The sequence below is a fragment of the Lactococcus cremoris subsp. cremoris NBRC 100676 genome, assembly GCF_001591705.1.
Lineage (GTDB): Bacteria > Bacillota > Bacilli > Lactobacillales > Streptococcaceae > Lactococcus > Lactococcus cremoris.
In genome coordinates this window covers 1-17,908 of sequence record NZ_BCVK01000005.1, presented here as the reverse complement: position 1 = coordinate 17,908, position 17,908 = coordinate 1, and the positions used below count along the sequence as shown (strand labels likewise).

The following is a 17,908-nucleotide window of genomic DNA, read 5'->3' as shown; positions in this document are numbered from 1 at the left end:
ATGAAAAAAGAAGGAATATTGAATAGTGAGCTTGCAAAAATCGCTGATGATCTGGGACATACTGACCAAGTTTGTATTGGAGATTTAGGCTTACCGGTACCATCAGGTGTCAAAAAAATTGATTTAGCACTGACACGTGGGAAACCTACTTTTCAAGAAGTTTTGGATATTTATTTAGAAAATATTCTAGTTGAAAAGATTTATCTTGCTGACGAGATAAAAGAAAATAATCCTGAGCAGCTAAAAATTTTACTGACAAAACTGTCAGCAGATGTTGAAGTTGTTTTTGTCAGTCATGAGACCTTAAAATTAATGAATCATGATGTCAAAGCAGTTGTAAGAACAGGAGAAAATACACCTTATTCTAATATTATTTTACAATCAGGTGTTGCTTTGTGAAAAAGGAGGAAGTCAATTTTGAAAATAGAAATGAAGAACATTTCTAAATCATTTGGAACCAACAAAGTTCTCGAAGCAATTGATTTAACTATCAATTCTGGAGAAGTTCATGCCTTAATGGGGGAAAATGGTGCTGGAAAATCCACGCTAATGAATATTCTGACTGGACTTTTCCCAGCTTCTGGTGGAGAAATTGAGATTGATAAGGAGGATAAAACTTTCAAGAATCCTCAAGAGGCCTCAAGAGGCAGAAGGATTTGGCATTAGCTTTATTCATCAGGAAATGAATACATGGCCTGATTTAACAGTCTTAGAGAACCTTTTTCTTGGTCGAGAAATAAAAAATAAATTTGGTGTTTTAGATACAAAAGCTATGCGTAAAAAAGCTACTTTTGCTTTTGAACAATTGGGAGTAACTATTGATTTAGATAAAGAAATCGGGAACTTGTCAGTTGGTCAGCAACAAATGGTTGAAATTGCTAAAAGTTTTTTATCTGATTTGAAAATTTTGATTATGGATGAACCGACAGCCGCATTGACAGAAAGAGAAACAGAACGTTTATTTTCTGTTATCGCAGGCCTTAAAGCACAAGGCGTTGGTATTATTTATATTTCTCACCGAATGGAAGAAATTTTTAAGATTACCGATTGTGTGACAGTTATGCGTGATGGTTTGGTCATTGATACTAAAAAAACAAAAGAGACAAATGTTGATGAGTTAGTTCGGAAAATGGTTGGTCGCTCAATTACAGATTATTATCCCCAAAAAAATGCTGAAATTCGAGAAATTGTATTCGAAGCAGAAAATTTATCCACAGCTGACTTTAAAAATATTTCCTTTTCAGTTCGTTCAGGTGAAATCCTTGGTTTTGCAGGACTCATGGGAGCTGGTAGAACCGAGGTCATGCGAGCAATTTTTGGAATTGACAAGCTAAAATCAGGCACAATAAAAATTAATGGAAAGAGCCTAACTATCAATAACCCAGCACAAGCGATTAAAGCAGGAATTGGCTTTTTAACCGAAGACCGAAAAGATGAAGGGCTTGTTCTTGATTTTTCAATAAAAGATAATATTACTCTGCCAAGTACAAAGGACTTTATTCATCACGGACTCTTCGATGATAAAACTGCAACAACTTTCGTTAAACAACTTTCTGAGCGACTCAATGTTAAAGCAACAGATGAAGAACAAATGGTTGGCTCATTATCGGGAGGGAATCAACAAAAAGTTGTACTTGCTAAATGGATTGGAATTGCACCTAAAGTATTAATTTTAGATGAACCAACACGTGGAGTCGATGTAGGAGCCAAACGAGAGATTTATCAATTGATGAATGAACTCGCAGAACGTGGGGTTCCAATCATTATGATTTCCAGTGATTTACCTGAAATACTTGGTGTCGCTGACCGAATTGCAGTCATGCATGAAGGTAAAATAGCCGGGTTTTTAAATAAAAAAGAAGCAACACAAGAAAATGTGATGCAGCTCGCAACAGGAGGAAAATGAGTGTGAAAGTTTTAGCTCAAAAATTCAGTTCTTTAACGACAATGATTGCTCTAATTGTCTTGATGATTATCATTACATGTATCAATCCCAACTTTATGACGGCAAATAATTTACTCAATTTGCTTTTACAAGTAACGGCCAATGGTTTTATTGCTTTCGGGATGACATTTGTAATTCTGACTTCTGGCATTGACTTGTCAGTTGGTGCAATTTTAGCCCTCTCAAGTGCAGTTTCTGTAGGTTTTATTGCCCAAGGAATGCCATTACCACTTGCCGTACTTTGTGCCTTAATTATTGGAGCCTTTCTCGGGGCGATTAATGGGGCACTTATTGCCTATGGGAAACTGGCACCTTTCATTGTAACTTTAGCCACTCAAATGGTTTATCGCGGAGCAACACTTGTTTTTACTGATGGTAATCCAATTACTAAACACATGGATGGCTATTTCTTAGCCTATATTGGACAAGGTTATCTACTAGGAATTCCTTTCCCTGTTATTTTAATGATTCTTGTTTTCATTATTTTATGGATTTTACTTCATAAAACAGACTTTGGTAAATCAGTCTATGCTCTTGGTGGAAATGAAAAAGCAGCTTATATTTCAGGGATCAAGCTCAATAAAGTAAAAATCGCAATTTATACTTTATCTGGAGCGATGTCGGCAATTTCTGGTTTAATCATCAGTTCTCGTTTATCATCAGCGACGCCACAAGAGCAGGTTCTGGTTATGAAATGTACGCGATTGCTGCGGTTGTCCTCGGTGGAACGTCTTTAATGGGTGGGAAAGGTCGGATGTTTGGAACTATGATTGGGGTACTAATCATTGGTGTTCTAAATAACGGCTTAAATATTATCGGTGTATCAGCCTTTTGGCAACAAGTTATCCAAGGATTAGTTATTCTCGTTGCGGTTCTTATAGATGTCATTCGTAGCAAACGGAAATAGGAGAGTTGAATATGAAATTAGTAAAAAAATTAACTTTTGCCCTTGTAGCTACTTTAGCAGTCTCAACTTTGACCGCATGTAGTCTTTATACCGGAATTCCCGGTCGTGATGGAAAAGAAAAAGTAGAAGAGGTCGCACACAAGAAAGCAAATGAATTAAATATTGGTGTTTCTATTTCAACAATGAACAATCCCTACTTTGTTTCGATGAACAATGCCATAAAATCAATGGCCAAAGAAAAAAATACAAAATTGACTGTCTCTGATGCTCAAAATGATTCGGCAACTCAACTCAATAATGTCCAAAATTTCATCAGTCAAAATGTAGATGCGATTTTAATTAATCCTGTTGATTATGATGCTATTGTTTCAGCGATTAAAGCTGCCAATAATGCTCATATTCCAGTAATTGCTATGGATAGAGGAGCAAATGGTGGAACTGTTTTAACAACGGTGGCTTCTGATAATGTTGCAGCAGGTAAAATGGCTGCTCAAGCGGTTGAAAAATTGGTTGGGAAAAATGTAAAAGTTCTCGAACTTTCAGGAACACCAGGTGCTTCAGCAACTATAGATCGTGGAAAAGGATTTAATAGTGAAGCTAAGACCTTAGGATTAAATATATTATCAAGTCAATCTGCAAATTTTGACCGGACTACTGGTTTGAATACCACTCAAAATATGCTGCAATCTCATAAAGATGGTCAAGCAATCTTTGCACAAAATGATGAAATGGCGCTTGGCGCAGCTAAGGCTGTTCAAGCAAGTGGGCAAAAAATTGCTATTTTTGGAATTGATGGTGAATCTGAGACTCATGATGCCATAAAAGCAGGAACTATGACCGCGACAATTGCTCAACAACCAGCTAAGATTGGTGAAATGGCTTTGCAAGCTACTTATGATTATTATCAAGGTAAAAAAATAGATCATATCATTAATTCGCCAATTTATCTTGTGGATAAAGATAATGTTGATGAACACAAATGGTAAAAAGAAAAAACTCTGTCGCTAGGGTAGTTTGATATAGATTATCATAGAATAGCTTTTGTTATGAAAAGTTATCAAAAGCTAGGTAAATAAAGGTGTTTAGTAGTTATGGTGTTTTTAAAAGTTATCAAAGATAATTAAATATTATCAAATTTCTGCCCCTTTTTCTGCCCCTTTTTTAAAAAATAGACCTCTAATTTAAGAGGTCTATTTCATTTAGTTTTTCTATTATATTTTTGCTCATTTCTTCAGTTACATGAGAATATATAGAAAGAGTTGTTTGAGGGTTATTATGACCCACTCTTTCCATGATAGACTTCAAAGGTATTCCAAGCTCAGTTAATAAAGCAATATGAGTATGCCTGAAAATATGTGTACTTAAATTTTTAGCTGAATTTATTTTTTTTAGTCTGCTATTCACAACAGAAATGTTATATGGTTTATTGTTTTTATAAATAAATATATAATTATCTTTGCTTATTTTATCCTTTGGATATTTTAAAGGATATTCTTCGATTATTTGAAGACATCTTTTGGGTAGCGTGATTTTTCTATCTGAATAAATATTTTTAGTTGTTGTTTTAGAGTTAGAAACGCTGTCCCAAGTTCCATTTATATGTAAAACATTATTCTCAATATTCTTTATTTGAATAGCTACACATTCTCCAAATCTTAGACCTGTAAGTGACATAAATTCAATTAATAATGAGGTTGATTTATCAATTACTGCCATATCTTTTATGACCTGTTTTAATTCGCTACGTTCAAGATATTTTTCTTTTTTCTTTTCCCTTTGTTCTAAGGTTAAGACTTTCTTTTTGATTTTAACATTAGAAATAGGATTAACTGCTAGATATTCTTTTGATATAGCATAATCTAAAACCATGTTAAAAGAAGCTTTAAGTGTCTTGATATAAGAATAAGAATAATTTTCTTTGTAATATAGTTTTTCCAATATCTCTAAAATAAAAACAGAGTTAACATCCGATAATAAGGTTTCTTCACTAACTAAACTTCTAATTTTTTTCTTTGCTGTATCTCTTAGTGAGGCAGTTTTAGCTTTTACTGTTTCTTCATAAATTGAAAAATACTCATCTTGGACTTCCCAAAAAGTGATAGAAGCTATTTTATTTTGCTCATCTTCAATTTTTTGTTTTTCTTTTTCAAGCTTTGCATCTATTTTATTATACAATAGCCTAGAAGCTTCATTTTGCGCCCTAGAGCTATTTTTATCTAGTGTTACTGATACTTTTCCTTATCTTGCCTTTTGTATCTGTATAGCGCTCACAATACTTATATTTACCATTAGCTAAATCTTCTACCCACATAATTTTATCCTTTCTAAAAATGCCCACCTAATCAAAGGTTGGGCTTTTTTTAATAATCTTGTTCTACTTTGACTAATCTACCTTCTATTACAGCTGGATTGTACTCATCAGCATATTGAATCGGATAATCAGGGTTTAATGGTTCAAGTCTTAAACAGAGAGGATAGCCATTTTCATCATATTCATAGAAGACGCATTTTAGAGTTGCTTCGTTATCGTCTATGAAGCGAACAGCTCCGATAGAACCTTCTGAAAGGTCAGGGTCTTGCAGTATTAAAGCGAAAGAACCGTCATGTATTTCTGTTTCCATGCTTTCGCCTTTAACTCTAAGCCAAAATATATCATCACGGCCAGCGTATTTACCATAAACAGGGCGCATACCTTCAAAATTTTGTTCGGACAGAATTGGAGTTCCTGCTGCGATTTCTCCTATAACAGGGGCGTACCCTTCTTTATTAGGGTCATAAGGAACAATATTGCTGATTTTATCGAAATCAACTTTATTAGAGAAGAAAGATAAACGTTTCTTTTTGATTTGCTCATCTAACTGATGATTTGCAGTCTCTAAAACTATTTTTTGTCTTGTTTCTTCGAGTTGTGAACTGATTTTATTTATTTCGGATAGAGTAGAAGATGTTTCTTCACTTTGTATAGGAAAAAATTCGTCTATTGAAACGCCCAAGGCATTTGCAACCCTGAATAAGAAATCTCTTTTAGGAATCCTAATTCCTTGTTCATAATTAGAGATTGCGCTGTTTTTCACTCCGACCAAATCAGCTAAGTCTTGCTGGGTCAACTTTTTATTTTTGCGAAACTCTTTTATTTTCATTCCGACAAATTTATTTATTTCTCTATCGTCCATATCGAACCTTTCGAAGTTTTATATATGTATTATAAAAGAAAATTACACGTTTTGCAAACTTTTTTTAGTAATTACTGTTTTTTTGTTGACTTTACACAAATTGTGTAGTATAATTAACTCATAAAGTCAAACAAGCGAACAAACATGGAGCATTCAGTACGGCAGACGGAACAGGCTCAAATGACGGTACACGACGTATCCACCGCGACGTAAGTAGCAAGTTTGGCAAATAAAAAGCCCTCGCAGGCAAATGGAGGTTCTAATGGAACAAGTAGTTACGCATTACAGAGAAACTATTCAGCAGCATAGTGTTGAGTGGTACAAAAAACAACTGTTAAAAGATTTTTCTGTTCAATTTATCAAAGACTCTTTATTGCCTCAGTTATTTAAATGGTCAAACGCTTATAAAGCAGCAGTTGAACTGACAAAACAAAAAGCCCCCAGAGGGGCGGAAAGAGTCGTATAATGTATGTCAGAAAATTTCTTTTTAGAAATGATATGTTTATATCTATTACAACGCATGGCTTTAGAGCGACTTGCTAAAGATTCAACTATTCATGAATATATTAATAGATTAGCGCTTGTGCTTATACTATTCATTTTGATTAATATTTGCGTCATATTTCTTAGCCACATCTCTTATTTTATCATTGACAGTTTCAAAATCTTTTTTTAGTTTAGTCACTTACATTATAGCACGGAGTTATGATATCGCTCACAATGAGCAGGGAAGACTGGCGAACAGGTTCGATTCCTGAACTTCCCTTACTGCGTATGCAGAAATTTTTTAAAAGAAAGGAGCCAGTATGGCAGTAGAAAAAGAATTAATTGCTCTGCGAAAAGATTATAAAATCTCGCAAAAACAAATCTCCAAAGCTATTGGTTTGAGCGAAGAACAGTATAGACGTAAAGAATTAGGTCAGTATGATTGGAGAGCGACAGAAATGTTTGCGATCCGCAACTACCTGAAACCATTCATTGGTCCAAGATCATTGAATGATATTTTTTACGACAAAACTACACAAAATGTGTATAAAGCTAGTTAAAAAGGATTCAAAAATGAATCAATTAATTACAATCACACAAAACGAAAACAACGACCAAGTAGTAAGCGGTCGTGAACTACATGAATTTTTAGGAGTAAAAACACCATACACGCAATGGTTCAAAGATATGTGCAAGTATGGATTCATTGAAAACATTGACTTTGTATTGGTTTCAGAAAAAAGTGAAACCAATAATCCTAGAAATCCATTTACAACTATTATCAATCACGCTCTTAAACTTGACGTGGCAAAAGAAATTTCCATGATTCAACGTAACGAAAAAGGGAAACAAGCCCGTCAATATTTCATTGAAGTTGAAAAAGAACTCAAACAACAGCTTTTACCGCAAACTCCTGAACAACAAATTGCATTACTCGCTCAAGGAAACGTGAACTTGAATAAAAAAGTCGAACAAATCGAAAATTCAGTTCTTGATTTGACTGACCGATTCGGACTTCCTTCAAATAAAGCTAAAGTTTTGCAAAAGAAAGTAGCAAGCAAAGTTTATATGTTTACTGGCGGTAAGTATTCAAATGCTCATAAGAAATTAGGAGCTAAGGTATTCAGAGAGTTTTATAAAGATTTGAACAATCGCTTCGATGTTGTTAAATATAGCGATATTCCATTAAGCCGTTATGACGAAGCAACAGAATATCTTGATATGTGGCAACCATCATTCAATACAACGCTTGAAATTCGTGGATTGAACTCACAAACTAGCTTTGACTTTGAAGAATAGAGAGGAAATCAGATGGAATATAAAGATGATGATTACTTGACTACTCAGCAAGTAGCGGAAAAGTTTTCCATCCATGATCAAACAGTTTATCGACGTAGAAAAGCAATGGAGCTATTTCCACAATTTAAGTCTGGTATTTTCATGAATGGACGGAGATTTCGATACAAAGAAATCAGAGACTTCATGCAGTTTGTAAATACTCCTGAGTATAAGCAAGAACTTAAAAAGCGCCAATCAGTTATCAAATAAGAAGAGGTTCTCATGACCTACACATACATAGTCAACCCAGAAACGGGCGAAATCCTGTTTGATCTGGTACACGACTTAATCACACAAAACATTAGAGCAATAAAGCTCATTGCTAAGAAATTAAATGCGGTACTCCGCTAGAAAAGAGAGATTTTGAATAAAGAAATAGAAAAGTTAGCTAACAACTATAAAGAAATAATTAACAAAACATCAGATCTTGCTTTGAAGCAAAATGATGGTGATATAAGAAAAGCTCGCAAATGGCTAAAAGAGCAACTGTTTTATACAGCTGATAGGGCCACAAACGAGCTTATCAAATTATCAATAGATAATATTTTAGATTACCACGGTGTTTCTTCTAACGAAACAATTGCTGAAGTTTTATAAGTAGTTTTAAAATCTAGTCCGATAGCAAACCAGTCAGTACTACCAAAAAGTCCCATCAGCCCAATATGTTGATATGATGTTCCTAAATCTGGAGAGTCTATGTTAGAACCTGAAAAAACTCCTTCGGCATAATATCCATCAGGATCTTTATCTAATGAATTCCAAGCGCTTATTCTGGTTTCTTCAGAAATAACGATTGACTCACCATTAGAAAAATGTACTTTAACAGACATCAACTTTCCTCCTTTCCATAAAACTAAGCAAATACCGCAAATATCTGCTCACAGTAATTATAGCACTCGGAGGATTAAAACACATACATAGAAAGGAAATTAATGGAAACAGCAATCATAAACGGTCGTAAAGTTCGACTAATTCCAACACCAGTTGGACAAATCTATCATGATTTAATCAAACGAGAAAATCGTGGAGTAGTGGTCTTTGAAACTTGGGAACGACCAGACGGAAGTCTTTATATGACTTCACGCAAAAAGAATAAGCAAGAGCTTGCTAATGATAAAGCTGCAATGCTTAACGAATGTATTTCAGACTGGAAAAAAGTTTGGAACTAAAAAAGCCCTGCATGGCACGCAGAGCAAGTAGGAAATTCGCCAAAACTTCTACTTAAATTATACCACGAATGCCTAGAAATTTGAAACGGAGAACATTATGGAATTACAATTAGTCCCTTTGGACAATGAAACAGGAGAAGTTCTTCAACTTAATCCTGAAATGCTTAAAAAGTTTGATAATAGTACCTTAACTAATCTTCTTTCAGCAACAAAAGGAATAGATAAATTAAAAAAAGAAGCCGAAAAAGAAGTCAAGAAACGCCTTGATGAAGGTCAACTATTTTCACGACTCTCTTATTCAAAACAACAATACACAAGAGTACTTGCAATGGATAACGCTGCTAAAATGGCTTTAATTAGAAAGTATGGGCTTGATAGTGTTGTTCCGTTGACTATTAATCAGTTAGAGAAAAAGTATGGAGAATCTGTTTATGAGGATATCCAGCCTTATATTGTTGAAAATCCAAAAGCCCAGTCAATTAAATGGGATGCGTGAGGTAAATTATGGCAGATTATGAAGAACAAATGCTTGCCTTACAAAAACCTTTGCAACCAGACCGAGTAGTTTGGAGAGTTCAACAATCAGGATTTTCTAAACAAGGTAAACCTTGGGCTATGGTTCTTGCTTATATGGATAATCGGGCAGTTCAAGAACGTTTTGATGAAGTTTTTGGAATTTCCGGATGGAAGAACGAATTCAAAACAGCTCCTGATGGTGGGACATTATGTGGTATATCTGTTAAGTTTGGAGACGAATGGGTCACCAAATGGGATGGCGCAGAAAATACTCAGGTTGAAGCAGTTAAAGGTGGATTATCTGGATCAATGAAGAGAGCAGCTGTCCAATGGGGAGTAGGTAGATATTTATATGACTTACCTACCAGTTTTGCTCAAACATCACTTGAAAAGACTGATGGTTGGAACAAAGTTTTTGATAAAAATTCAAAAAAGAACTTTTGGTGGAAGAATCCACAGCTTCCAAGTTGGGCTTTACCTCAGAATTCAAAGGTTCAAAATACAAAAGCTGACTTTACTGAAGAAGAGGTACCAACTCCACCTAAATTATATGTTGTTGGTAAAGATAAAAAAGAATTTGATGAGAAAAAGCTTCAAGCTGTAGTTAATAAAATGGCTATTATTGCCGGGAAAAACTATGGGGCAAGTATTGATGAACAAAATGATTGGCTAAAAATGCCACTTGATGAAGCATACAATGATATCGAAAAATTCGTAGATATAAAAAAGGAAGAACAAAATGATTAACAATGTCATTCTAGTAGGGCGAATCACTAAAGAACCTGAACTTAGATATACACCACAAAATAAAGCAGTTGCCGCTTTTACTCTTGCAGTTAATCGAGCATTTAAAAACGCTAATGGAGAAAGAGAAGCTGACTTTATCAATTGTGTTATTTGGGGTAAATCAGCCGAAAACTTGGCCAATTGGACTCATAAAGGTCAATTAATTGGAGTTACTGGTAGTATTCAAACTCGCAACTATGAGAATCAACAAGGGCAACGGGTTTATATTACGGAGGTTGTCGCAAGTAATTTCCAAGTACTAGAAAAAAAGTAATCAAGCAAATGGTGAACGAGTTAGTAATCCAGCTGCAAAACCACAAAATAACGATTCTTTTGGAAGTGATCCAATGGAAATTTCAGATGATGACCTACCATTCTAACAAGTGCTGGAGGGTGGCGTAACGACCGTAAAGTCCATGAGTATTCAGTGCCTGCACATAAACACTCATTGCCAGCTTTTAATTTGAAAAATAAAACTTGAAATAAATATAGATGAAAGGATATCGAATGGTTGAAATTAGTTGGATTAAATTGAGCGTTAATATTTTCGATGATGAAAAAATGAAGTTGATTGATGAAATGCCAGAAAATGATGCGATCTTTAGAATATGGGTTTACTTGCTTAGCTTGGCGGGAAAAACAAATGATTCTGGGCTTGTCTATTTAAGTAATCATATTCCATATACTGATGAAATGATTTCTGCTTTGTGTAATAGGCCTGTTTCTACTGTAAGATTGGCTCTTAAAACATTCAGAGACTTTGGGTTGATTGAGATATATGATAACAACATGATTGGTATCAGTAATTGGGAAAAGCACCAAAACATTGATGGAATGGAGAAAATCAGAAAATTAAATGCTGAGCGTAATAAGAAGTATCGAGAGCGTAAGAAGCTTATAGAAAATAGTGACGTTAGCGTGACGTCACGTGACGCAACAGAAGAAGATAAGAATAAGAGTAAGAATAAGAAAAAGAATAATAATACTATGTCAGATAAATCTGACGATGTTATTCCATATTCTGAAATTATTTCTTACTTGAATGAAAAAATAGGGCGAAGTTTTAGAACTACTGAAGCTCACAAACGTTTTATCAAAGCGAGGTGGAATGAGGATTATAAACTAGATGACTTTAAGAAGGTCGTTGATAATAAAGTTGCTGACTGGACAGGCAAAACAATAAATGGTCAACCAGCAGAAAAATATTTACAACCGTCAACTTTATTCGGAACGAAGTTTGATAATTACCTTAACCAGACACCAATGCGCCAAGAACAAGCACAGCCTTATGATGATCTTGGATTGCCATTTTAGGAGGAAGAAATGGAAAGTATCGGAGATGTTATTGGAAAATTTGTTGATATGAATAAATTTAATGCAATGACTGATAAAGTTATCGCTTGTCCAGAAATAGAAAAATTCATTTCGGATAATAAGATGACTAGCGATGCAGTTTCAAAAAGTTATTCTAAATTCTACGAATATCTTAAAGAGAAAAATAAATTTGATAATAACGAAAAAACAGCATTGAGTGGACATGAACCTTTTTTGATTATGAACTGTGGTTATGCCGATGTTGTCTATCGTGAGACTGAAGAAGTGATTAAACGTAGGAAAAAAGCTGAGTTTGTCAAAAGGCTTAATCGCAATAGCATTGTGAGAGATATGACAATAAAAAAAGCAAGTTTTGAAAATTTTAATGCAGTAACTGACGAAGAAAAGAGAGCTTTGGCGTTCGCAAAAGAAGTATCTGAATATTATTATACTGGCGGTGAGGGAAATACTGTAGTAAGCGGGCCAGCAGGAACAGGGAAAAGTCACCTAGCCATGAGCATCTTAAAAGATTGTTTGCAGCATACTGATTTAACCGTTATTTTTGCAAGTTGGTCAGAGGTTCTTCACTTAATCAAAGATAGTTTTGATAATAAAGACAGCTTTTATTCAACTGAATACTTCATGGAAGTTTTTAGAAATACTGACTTATTAGTTATTGATGATATTGGAAGCGAGAAAATAACAGAATGGTCGATGTCTTTACTGACAGAAGTTTTGGATGCAAGGACTAAGACTATTATTACCACTAATCTAAAAAGTGATGAAATAAGAAAAAAATATCATAACAGGACATATAGCCGTTTGTTCAGAGGTATTGGAAAAAAAGCATTCAATTTTGAAAATATTAAAGATAAGCGTGTTAGTCAGTTGCCATTCTAGGAGAAGCAATGAAAACAATAATCATTGAGCAGTGGGAAAACGAACATTACCCACTCGGAAGAATTAAAAAGCAGAAGCTGGCAGAGAAATCTGAGCATGAGATTATTTTTATTCTTAATCGCATGGCTCAGATGCCTGAAATTGTTAGATTTGGAGAAGCGAGTGAAGTTTGAATTTGAATTATATCGGGCTATCAGTAAATCAAAAGATGTTCCAAAAAGTAAAAAATTGATTTTGAATTCTAATGACAGGATGCATTTCCACCAAAAAGCGAAAATAATTCAAGAATTAAAGAGAATTACTTTTAATCAAGTGCGAAATCCATTAAACAGCTTAAAGAAATTGCCGTTATTTGATAGCACACGGACTTGTAGCGTTACGCTGACAGTCTTTACACCAACCAAACGAAGAAGTGACCCAGACAACTTACAACCGACCTTAAAAGCGATTATGGACGGCTTTACAGAATCAGGGCTTTGGTCAGATGATAATCACGAAGTAGTTAAATTTACAAAATATCAATATGGCGGACTTTCTGGAACAAAAGCTTATCGTCTTGAAGTTGATATCGAGGAGGTTTGAATGACAGCATTCAGAATCATACCAACTGTTAAATTGTTTAACTTAGCTAAGAAAGCAAGATATGACGGTTATGGAAGTAATTCGGTTTATATCACAGTTAGAACTAAAGGAAGTCATGAGCTGGTTGAAATTTATCGAGATATTAAATCTGTTTTCAACAACGGAAAAGATATGACTTGAATCAACTGTTTAATTTTATGGATAAGCAACTGACAGAATCATTAGTTGTGTTTGGATAGCTATAATTCATGAAAATTACGGTTACATTGAGCGCTTAAACTGTTTCATGGATAAAATTTATCACGAACTAGGCAAAAGCGCTTAGAAGCTAAAATATGAGGTAGTAATATGTTCAGCAAAAATGAAATAAGGCGTGGAGATAAAATATGCTTCCGCGACACAAAATTCTTAAAAGTTATCGAAGTTACTGACAAATACATAACGGTTGAAAAAGACCAGTTCACTAAAAAATCAGTTAAGCGTGATGATTTTAGAATTGTAAAAATAAATGGAAGATACCATGCATGTGAACTCTTTGACAGAGTTGTGAAGTGAGGGATGAGATGAAGTGTAAAAATTGCAACAAAGAAATTGAATATGTAAATTGCCATTACTTTACTCAACAACTTCACCCAGTAAGTTTAGGTGCTTATGAAAGTGAAGAATATTATCAAGCTGAAATAAAAGGCGGTGGAGAAGAAGCATATTATATCAACGCTCCAACTTTTATTACTGCACTTGAATTCACTGACTCAATTCCTGATTTAGTAGATAGTATCTCTTGTCCTGAATGTGATGAATTTCCATTCAATAGCCCTGGAGTCGATCTTTACAACGAAACCGTTGATATGGTTTTTATGGGAGAGGAGCAGCTAGATGATACCAAAATTAAGAGCTTGGGATAAACAAGATGAGCGTATGAGTTATGGAGAGGTTGAATATTTCGACGATAGCATTAATTATCGTTTTGACCATTTCTGTACTGGCGCTGATGAAGACGTTGAATTTATGCAGTCAACAGGATTAAAAGATAAAAATGGCGTTGAAATTTATGAAGGTGACATTTTAAAACTGAATGCTATATTCTTAGCTCCTGATGACAAAATCGGTTATCTTGAATATTCTCCAAAATATGGATATTCAATTATTTTTGAAGGAAATAGGTTATATCGGCAAGAATTCTGGGCGAGTACAAATAAATTGAATTATGAAGTCATCGGAAATATCTATGAGAACCCTGAATTATTGGAAGGAGATAAGAAATGACAGTTGAAAGTTTACTAAAAACAATTTCAGAAGGAATGACAGTTAATGTAAAAGATTGCTATGGAAATATGATTATCCGTTTTAAATTTGGAGATGATATCGAAGTATTTTCTGCAAGTTTCCTTTTCCATAAAATCAAAAAAACTGAAATTAAAAATCAATTCGATTTAAATATTTATTTGGAGGACACGAAAAATGACTAAGTTTGAAGAAGAAGTAAAAAGACCAAAAAAAGCATATATTGACCCATTTTCTAAAAGAGATGTAGATTTCACTGAATTAGCTAAAAAATTTACAGAAGGTGCTCAAACATTAAAAGAATGGAAAGAATATGCATTCCTTCTTGAAGATAAGCTGAAACTCCAACAGCAAGCCCTGCCAGTCGTGCCTGAGTGTGTGGCAGACGCAATTGCATGGGATGAACAAATTGATAACAGCATAGCAGAAACTTTGAAGGATATATTCACTGCTAATGATAAAGATTTAAAAGAAGCCGGATTGTGGGTTAAAAATAATCCAGAAAAATATATTATTGCTCGAAATATCGGCTACACAGTCGAAAAACCGCAGCTGTTCTATATTGATTTACCAAAAGTTTTTGGATTAAGCGATTCAACCAGCGATTCAACCTTCGTATCAAAAGCGGAAAGTGGAATAATCTCAGAATTTACAAAAGGAAAAGATTATGCATTAAAATTAACAGAACAAGAAATCAAGTCAATTGATGAGCGTTACTGGCAGTTTGCTGTGCCTGTGGAGGTAGAAAAATGAGCGAAGTTTATAAAAATATTGTTATAGCAAATGCAGCTATTTCAAATGATATTTATTTAACAACAATAAATAAAGACGGGATGATGAGCCTTAAACGGAAAGTTATAACAGAAGATGTTCTTCGAGCGACTGTCCAAAACATGCAAAAAGATGCTGAAAGAAACGGTAGTGCTGTTTATTCTTGGTCTGCTAGTGATAAAGTTGTCACCCTTGCTTTTATTCCAGATGAGCTAAGAGTTCAATTCTTAAAATGGTGTGATGAAGTAGGATACTTGAGAACTGATGTGCCTGTGGAGGACGGAGAATGACAAGAGGATTTAAAAAACTAGACGGAAATGCGACTATTCCAGAACGAGCGACAAAACATAGCGCAGGATATGACATTTCAGCAAGTGAAACAGTTACGATTCAACCTGATGAAATTAAAATGGTAAGCACTGGGCTAGCTGTTCAACTTGGAGATGATGAAGTATTGAAATTATACGACCGTTCAAGTAATCCAGTTAAGCGTGGCATTGCATTGATTAATTCAGTAGGAATTATCGATTCAGATTACTATCCGCAAGAATTTAAAGGCTTATTTATGAACATCTCAAAAGAGCCTGTAACCATTTCTAAAGGTCAAAGAATAATGCAAGGGGTGTTTGTCAAATACCTTACAATAGACGATGACAACGCAAATGGAAAGCGTACAGGCGGATTTGGTAGCACTGGGGAGGTTTGAGAATGACCGACAAACTAATATCGCTGGTCAATGACTGGTGGGGAGGGATTGAATGAAAAAAAGCCCAAGCTGACCTAGCTTGAGCGAAATACTGAAGATTACTTCGATTTTTATTTTTGGTCATCACCATTATAGCACACAGACCAATAATTTATTCCAAAATAAAAATGCCCGAATTGACCAAATTCGAGCGGGTGTGATAAAAAATATTTTCTATATTTTTTTGTGGTCAGTTATATTATATCATACTGAGCTAGGAACTCGCTAAACTCAACTGGAGGAGAAATATGCCACAAGAAATTACTGTTGATTTTTCAGAACAAATCGCTAAAACACAAACTAAAATTGATAGGCTTCAAAAATTGATTCATCATGTTAGAAATCAAAAGATTGTTTTAGATGATTTTAAAAATAATCATATATCTACGGATACAAAATTTGAATTAAACTTGGGAGGAGTTTTAAAATGTTCCGTTAAGATTAATGTTGGAACGCTCATCCCTTTGTTGGAGCAAAATATTGAAGATAATACGGTTCTTATCAATGAGTTGGCTAAAGAACTTGGAATTGATATTAAGTAAACAAAAAAGCCCGAATTGACCAGGTTCGAGCTTCGCATGTAAAAAATAATACTTTTTCATTTTATTTTTGGTCATACGTATTATATCATACTGAGCTAGGAACTCGCTAAACTCAACTGGAGGGAAAATGAAATGTTTTATATCACACCAACACCAACGTCATGGATTATCTGGACAATTATTTGGGTAATCGGAGTATTACTAGGTTTAGGATTGTTTATTCTAGGTTCAGTATTACGAGAAAACAGAAAAAATAATGTCGCTTATGGAGTTTTTGTTTTAGTAGCTTTAGTAGCGTTAACTTTAGTTGGACTATCCGGTTCATCATATTATCATAATTATACTAATTCATCGTCATATAACATGGCCAAGAAGAATCTCAAAATTGAATATGATATGAATCAACAGCGTACTATCATTATTAAAGATTATAAGGGAGATGTATTTTATGAATATACAGGTTCATTTTCTTATAAAATGTCTGGTCGTAAAGTTGATTTAACCGATAATAAAACTGGAAATAAGATTTCAGTCTATATGGGAGATAACGATACATTTATTGTTACTGACGCAGGGATTAAAGGAGAAAAGAAATGATTGCAAATATAATTATCATAGCCTACGTGTTACTAATGATTATTGGCCTGTTCATTACACCTTACGCAATTGGAAAGCCAAGAAGTCCAATAAGTATTGGAACTGCAACCTTTAATATATTATTTGGGATTGCGTTTCTAATATCATTATATTTTAAATTAATTAATTAAACAAAAAAGCCCACGGCAATGGGCTTCGGCAAGAAGTTTTCTAACTTAATTATACCACAAAAGGAGAATTTGATGAATGGCAGATAAGTTAGATAGAATTATTGGAGATTACGTTAATGGCAGACTTGAAGCCAGAATAAAATCAATTGAAAGCAGATATCTTTATAAGCAAAAAGTTGATAACTTAGGCATTCGTACAGCTTATTCTGGTGGTTCGGAACAGTTGAGTCATGTTATAAATCAAGAAAAGCTTGAGAGTGACGAAGAATACCTTAAACTTAAGGAGCAACTAGAGATATTAGACTTCTGGTTTAAGCCTTTGATTCCTGATGAAAAAAGAGTTATTGAGCTAAAATATAGTGGATATGCTGGCTTGTACTGGTACCAAGTAATGCAATATTTAGATATCGAAGGAATTGAAGATATTGGCTTGAAAAAAGCTAAGACAATATTCTATAAGTTTAGAAATGATATCTACCGACAAATGCAACACTGTTTTTAGGGCATATTTTTGGACAAAAATTAGCACGAAATTGCCTAAAAACGGAACCTCGACCCTTGTTTTTGCTGATATACTTGTATTATGAAGTAATGTAAAAAGTAAAAACGTTAGAAATGGTGATTTATTTTTCTTTTAATTAATGATATTATTAGTTAATAAAATTAATTAGGAGATTTAAGTT

The 17,908-nt window shown here is 34.2% G+C and carries 27 protein-coding genes and 3 pseudogenes; 27 read left to right on the top strand and 3 right to left on the bottom strand.

Annotated elements, in window-relative coordinates; genetic code table 11:
* The 4 genes and pseudogenes from rbsD (at nt 1) to LLA01S_RS01375 (ending at nt 3,838) form a co-directional block, all read left to right on the top strand.
* Nucleotides 1–399, top strand: coding sequence for a D-ribose pyranase (gene rbsD, locus LLA01S_RS01390; RefSeq protein ID WP_011834764.1), 399 nt, complete (start codon nt 1–3; stop codon nt 397–399).
* Nucleotides 400–417: 18 nt separating this feature from the next.
* Nucleotides 418–1,906, top strand: a pseudogene (locus tag LLA01S_RS01385) (sugar ABC transporter ATP-binding protein).
* Nucleotides 1,903–2,852, top strand: a pseudogene (locus LLA01S_RS01380) (ABC transporter permease). The pseudogenes LLA01S_RS01385 and LLA01S_RS01380 overlap by 4 nt, the downstream one beginning before the upstream one ends.
* Nucleotides 2,853–2,863: 11 nt before the next feature.
* The gene (locus LLA01S_RS01375) at nt 2,864–3,838 is read left to right on the top strand and encodes a substrate-binding domain-containing protein (RefSeq protein WP_032950572.1); all 975 of its coding nucleotides are present in this window, start codon (nt 2,864–2,866) and stop codon (nt 3,836–3,838) included.
* A gap of 190 nt (nt 3,839–4,028) precedes the next feature.
* Here LLA01S_RS01375 and LLA01S_RS01370 read toward each other — a convergent pair whose 3' ends face one another.
* Nucleotides 4,029–5,027, bottom strand: a complete 999-nt coding sequence (locus tag LLA01S_RS01370; RefSeq protein WP_232034960.1) for a tyrosine-type recombinase/integrase — start codon at nt 5,025–5,027, stop codon at nt 4,029–4,031.
* Nucleotides 5,028–5,212: 185 nt separating this feature from the next.
* Nucleotides 5,213–6,025 carry a helix-turn-helix domain-containing protein gene (locus LLA01S_RS01365; protein ID WP_061777717.1) on the bottom strand — a complete coding sequence of 271 codons (813 nt, stop codon included), beginning with the start codon at nt 6,023–6,025 and terminating at the stop codon, nt 5,213–5,215.
* 262 nt (nt 6,026–6,287) lie between these two features.
* Between LLA01S_RS01365 and LLA01S_RS01360 the strand changes: the two genes are divergently transcribed.
* The 5 genes from LLA01S_RS01360 (at nt 6,288) to LLA01S_RS01340 (ending at nt 8,446) form a co-directional block, all read left to right on the top strand.
* On the top strand, nt 6,288–6,491 hold the full coding sequence (locus LLA01S_RS01360) for a putative transcriptional regulator (protein ID WP_021165564.1): 204 nt from the start codon (nt 6,288–6,290) through the stop codon (nt 6,489–6,491).
* A gap of 340 nt (nt 6,492–6,831) precedes the next feature.
* Nucleotides 6,832–7,071, top strand: coding sequence for a helix-turn-helix domain-containing protein (locus LLA01S_RS01355; protein WP_023349341.1), 240 nt, complete (start codon nt 6,832–6,834; stop codon nt 7,069–7,071).
* 13 nt (nt 7,072–7,084) lie between these two features.
* The gene (locus LLA01S_RS01350; protein ID WP_021165562.1) at nt 7,085–7,810 is read left to right on the top strand and encodes an ORF6C domain-containing protein; all 726 of its coding nucleotides are present in this window, start codon (nt 7,085–7,087) and stop codon (nt 7,808–7,810) included.
* Nucleotides 7,811–7,822: 12 nt separating this feature from the next.
* Nucleotides 7,823–8,059 carry a helix-turn-helix domain-containing protein gene (locus LLA01S_RS01345; protein WP_011834775.1) on the top strand — a complete coding sequence of 79 codons (237 nt, stop codon included), beginning with the start codon at nt 7,823–7,825 and terminating at the stop codon, nt 8,057–8,059.
* A gap of 153 nt (nt 8,060–8,212) precedes the next feature.
* Complete coding sequence (locus LLA01S_RS01340) at nt 8,213–8,446, top strand: hypothetical protein (protein ID WP_011834776.1); 234 nt, start codon at nt 8,213–8,215, stop codon at nt 8,444–8,446.
* Here the strand turns inward: LLA01S_RS01340 and LLA01S_RS01335 are convergent.
* Nucleotides 8,401–8,679 carry a hypothetical protein gene (locus LLA01S_RS01335; protein ID WP_011834777.1) on the bottom strand — a complete coding sequence of 93 codons (279 nt, stop codon included), beginning with the start codon at nt 8,677–8,679 and terminating at the stop codon, nt 8,401–8,403. The genes LLA01S_RS01340 and LLA01S_RS01335 overlap by 46 nt on opposite strands.
* Before the next feature lie 102 nt (nt 8,680–8,781).
* Between LLA01S_RS01335 and LLA01S_RS01330 the strand changes: the two genes are divergently transcribed.
* From LLA01S_RS01330 to LLA01S_RS01240, 18 genes and pseudogenes are all read left to right on the top strand, one after another.
* The gene (locus LLA01S_RS01330; RefSeq protein WP_021165561.1) at nt 8,782–9,018 is read left to right on the top strand and encodes a DUF1408 domain-containing protein; all 237 of its coding nucleotides are present in this window, start codon (nt 8,782–8,784) and stop codon (nt 9,016–9,018) included.
* A 97-nt stretch (nt 9,019–9,115) separates the two neighbouring features.
* Nucleotides 9,116–9,514, top strand: a complete 399-nt coding sequence (locus LLA01S_RS01325) for a hypothetical protein (RefSeq protein ID WP_021165560.1) — start codon at nt 9,116–9,118, stop codon at nt 9,512–9,514.
* Between the two features lie 8 nt (nt 9,515–9,522).
* Nucleotides 9,523–10,281, top strand: coding sequence for a Rad52/Rad22 family DNA repair protein (locus LLA01S_RS01320; protein ID WP_061777716.1), 759 nt, complete (start codon nt 9,523–9,525; stop codon nt 10,279–10,281).
* Nucleotides 10,274–10,700: pseudogene (gene ssb / locus LLA01S_RS01315) on the top strand (single-stranded DNA-binding protein). The gene LLA01S_RS01320 and the pseudogene ssb overlap by 8 nt, the downstream one beginning before the upstream one ends.
* A gap of 127 nt (nt 10,701–10,827) precedes the next feature.
* Nucleotides 10,828–11,634, top strand: a complete 807-nt coding sequence (locus LLA01S_RS01310) for a phage replisome organizer N-terminal domain-containing protein (RefSeq protein ID WP_061777715.1) — start codon at nt 10,828–10,830, stop codon at nt 11,632–11,634.
* A 9-nt stretch (nt 11,635–11,643) separates the two neighbouring features.
* Nucleotides 11,644–12,534: an ATP-binding protein gene (locus LLA01S_RS01305; RefSeq protein WP_061777714.1), complete on the top strand. Its 891-nt coding sequence runs from the start codon at nt 11,644–11,646 to the stop codon at nt 12,532–12,534.
* Nucleotides 12,535–12,542: 8 nt separating this feature from the next.
* A complete protein-coding gene (locus LLA01S_RS12590; protein WP_061777713.1) occupies nt 12,543–12,707 on the top strand; it encodes a hypothetical protein in 165 nt (54 codons plus the stop codon).
* A complete protein-coding gene (locus tag LLA01S_RS01295; RefSeq protein ID WP_021165554.1) occupies nt 12,697–13,116 on the top strand; it encodes a RusA family crossover junction endodeoxyribonuclease in 420 nt (139 codons plus the stop codon). The genes LLA01S_RS12590 and LLA01S_RS01295 overlap by 11 nt, the downstream gene beginning before the upstream one ends.
* Nucleotides 13,117–13,296 (top strand): DUF1031 family protein, encoded by a 180-nt coding sequence (locus tag LLA01S_RS01290; protein WP_232034962.1) that lies wholly within the window; start codon nt 13,117–13,119, stop codon nt 13,294–13,296.
* 383 nt (nt 13,297–13,679) lie between these two features.
* On the top strand, nt 13,680–14,021 hold the full coding sequence (locus LLA01S_RS01280) for a hypothetical protein (protein WP_061777712.1): 342 nt from the start codon (nt 13,680–13,682) through the stop codon (nt 14,019–14,021).
* A complete protein-coding gene (locus tag LLA01S_RS01275; protein WP_032950595.1) occupies nt 13,993–14,382 on the top strand; it encodes a YopX family protein in 390 nt (129 codons plus the stop codon). The genes LLA01S_RS01280 and LLA01S_RS01275 overlap by 29 nt, the downstream gene beginning before the upstream one ends.
* Nucleotides 14,379–14,585, top strand: coding sequence for a DUF1125 domain-containing protein (locus tag LLA01S_RS01270; RefSeq protein WP_011676933.1), 207 nt, complete (start codon nt 14,379–14,381; stop codon nt 14,583–14,585). Before LLA01S_RS01275 ends, LLA01S_RS01270 begins: the two co-directional genes overlap by 4 nt.
* On the top strand, nt 14,578–15,153 hold the full coding sequence (locus LLA01S_RS01265; protein WP_061777711.1) for a DUF1642 domain-containing protein: 576 nt from the start codon (nt 14,578–14,580) through the stop codon (nt 15,151–15,153). Before LLA01S_RS01270 ends, LLA01S_RS01265 begins: the two co-directional genes overlap by 8 nt.
* Nucleotides 15,150–15,461: a DUF7446 family protein gene (locus LLA01S_RS01260; protein ID WP_061777710.1), complete on the top strand. Its 312-nt coding sequence runs from the start codon at nt 15,150–15,152 to the stop codon at nt 15,459–15,461. The genes LLA01S_RS01265 and LLA01S_RS01260 overlap by 4 nt, the downstream gene beginning before the upstream one ends.
* Nucleotides 15,458–15,877: a dUTP diphosphatase gene (dut, locus tag LLA01S_RS01255; RefSeq protein ID WP_061777709.1), complete on the top strand. Its 420-nt coding sequence runs from the start codon at nt 15,458–15,460 to the stop codon at nt 15,875–15,877. Before LLA01S_RS01260 ends, dut begins: the two co-directional genes overlap by 4 nt.
* Before the next feature lie 287 nt (nt 15,878–16,164).
* Nucleotides 16,165–16,458, top strand: coding sequence for a DUF1359 domain-containing protein (locus LLA01S_RS01250; RefSeq protein WP_011676526.1), 294 nt, complete (start codon nt 16,165–16,167; stop codon nt 16,456–16,458).
* A gap of 132 nt (nt 16,459–16,590) precedes the next feature.
* Nucleotides 16,591–17,055, top strand: a complete 465-nt coding sequence (locus LLA01S_RS01245; RefSeq protein ID WP_023189037.1) for a hypothetical protein — start codon at nt 16,591–16,593, stop codon at nt 17,053–17,055.
* A 246-nt stretch (nt 17,056–17,301) separates the two neighbouring features.
* Nucleotides 17,302–17,727: a RinA family protein gene (locus LLA01S_RS01240; protein WP_058203511.1), complete on the top strand. Its 426-nt coding sequence runs from the start codon at nt 17,302–17,304 to the stop codon at nt 17,725–17,727.
* The last annotated feature ends 181 nt before the right edge of the window (nt 17,728–17,908 follow it).

Coding starts and splice junctions, on each gene's coding strand:
- rbsD (WP_011834764.1), top strand. CDS start 1: ATGAAAAAAGAAGGAATATTGAATAGTGAGCTTGCAAAAATCGCTGAT.
- LLA01S_RS01375 (WP_032950572.1), top strand. CDS start 2,864: ATGAAATTAGTAAAAAAATTAACTTTTGCCCTTGTAGCTACTTTAGCA.
- LLA01S_RS01365 (WP_061777717.1), bottom strand. CDS start 6,025: ATGGACGATAGAGAAATAAATAAATTTGTCGGAATGAAAATAAAAGAG.
- LLA01S_RS01360 (WP_021165564.1), top strand. CDS start 6,288: ATGGAACAAGTAGTTACGCATTACAGAGAAACTATTCAGCAGCATAGT.
- LLA01S_RS01355 (WP_023349341.1), top strand. CDS start 6,832: ATGGCAGTAGAAAAAGAATTAATTGCTCTGCGAAAAGATTATAAAATC.
- LLA01S_RS01350 (WP_021165562.1), top strand. CDS start 7,085: ATGAATCAATTAATTACAATCACACAAAACGAAAACAACGACCAAGTA.
- LLA01S_RS01345 (WP_011834775.1), top strand. CDS start 7,823: ATGGAATATAAAGATGATGATTACTTGACTACTCAGCAAGTAGCGGAA.
- LLA01S_RS01335 (WP_011834777.1), bottom strand. CDS start 8,679: ATGTCTGTTAAAGTACATTTTTCTAATGGTGAGTCAATCGTTATTTCT.
- LLA01S_RS01330 (WP_021165561.1), top strand. CDS start 8,782: ATGGAAACAGCAATCATAAACGGTCGTAAAGTTCGACTAATTCCAACA.
- LLA01S_RS01325 (WP_021165560.1), top strand. CDS start 9,116: ATGGAATTACAATTAGTCCCTTTGGACAATGAAACAGGAGAAGTTCTT.
- LLA01S_RS01320 (WP_061777716.1), top strand. CDS start 9,523: ATGGCAGATTATGAAGAACAAATGCTTGCCTTACAAAAACCTTTGCAA.
- LLA01S_RS01310 (WP_061777715.1), top strand. CDS start 10,828: ATGGTTGAAATTAGTTGGATTAAATTGAGCGTTAATATTTTCGATGAT.
- LLA01S_RS01305 (WP_061777714.1), top strand. CDS start 11,644: ATGGAAAGTATCGGAGATGTTATTGGAAAATTTGTTGATATGAATAAA.
- LLA01S_RS12590 (WP_061777713.1), top strand. CDS start 12,543: ATGAAAACAATAATCATTGAGCAGTGGGAAAACGAACATTACCCACTC.
- LLA01S_RS01290 (WP_232034962.1), top strand. CDS start 13,117: ATGACAGCATTCAGAATCATACCAACTGTTAAATTGTTTAACTTAGCT.
- LLA01S_RS01280 (WP_061777712.1), top strand. CDS start 13,680: ATGAAGTGTAAAAATTGCAACAAAGAAATTGAATATGTAAATTGCCAT.
- LLA01S_RS01275 (WP_032950595.1), top strand. CDS start 13,993: ATGATACCAAAATTAAGAGCTTGGGATAAACAAGATGAGCGTATGAGT.
- LLA01S_RS01270 (WP_011676933.1), top strand. CDS start 14,379: ATGACAGTTGAAAGTTTACTAAAAACAATTTCAGAAGGAATGACAGTT.
- LLA01S_RS01265 (WP_061777711.1), top strand. CDS start 14,578: ATGACTAAGTTTGAAGAAGAAGTAAAAAGACCAAAAAAAGCATATATT.
- LLA01S_RS01260 (WP_061777710.1), top strand. CDS start 15,150: ATGAGCGAAGTTTATAAAAATATTGTTATAGCAAATGCAGCTATTTCA.
- dut (WP_061777709.1), top strand. CDS start 15,458: ATGACAAGAGGATTTAAAAAACTAGACGGAAATGCGACTATTCCAGAA.
- LLA01S_RS01250 (WP_011676526.1), top strand. CDS start 16,165: ATGCCACAAGAAATTACTGTTGATTTTTCAGAACAAATCGCTAAAACA.
- LLA01S_RS01245 (WP_023189037.1), top strand. CDS start 16,591: ATGTTTTATATCACACCAACACCAACGTCATGGATTATCTGGACAATT.
- LLA01S_RS01240 (WP_058203511.1), top strand. CDS start 17,302: ATGGCAGATAAGTTAGATAGAATTATTGGAGATTACGTTAATGGCAGA.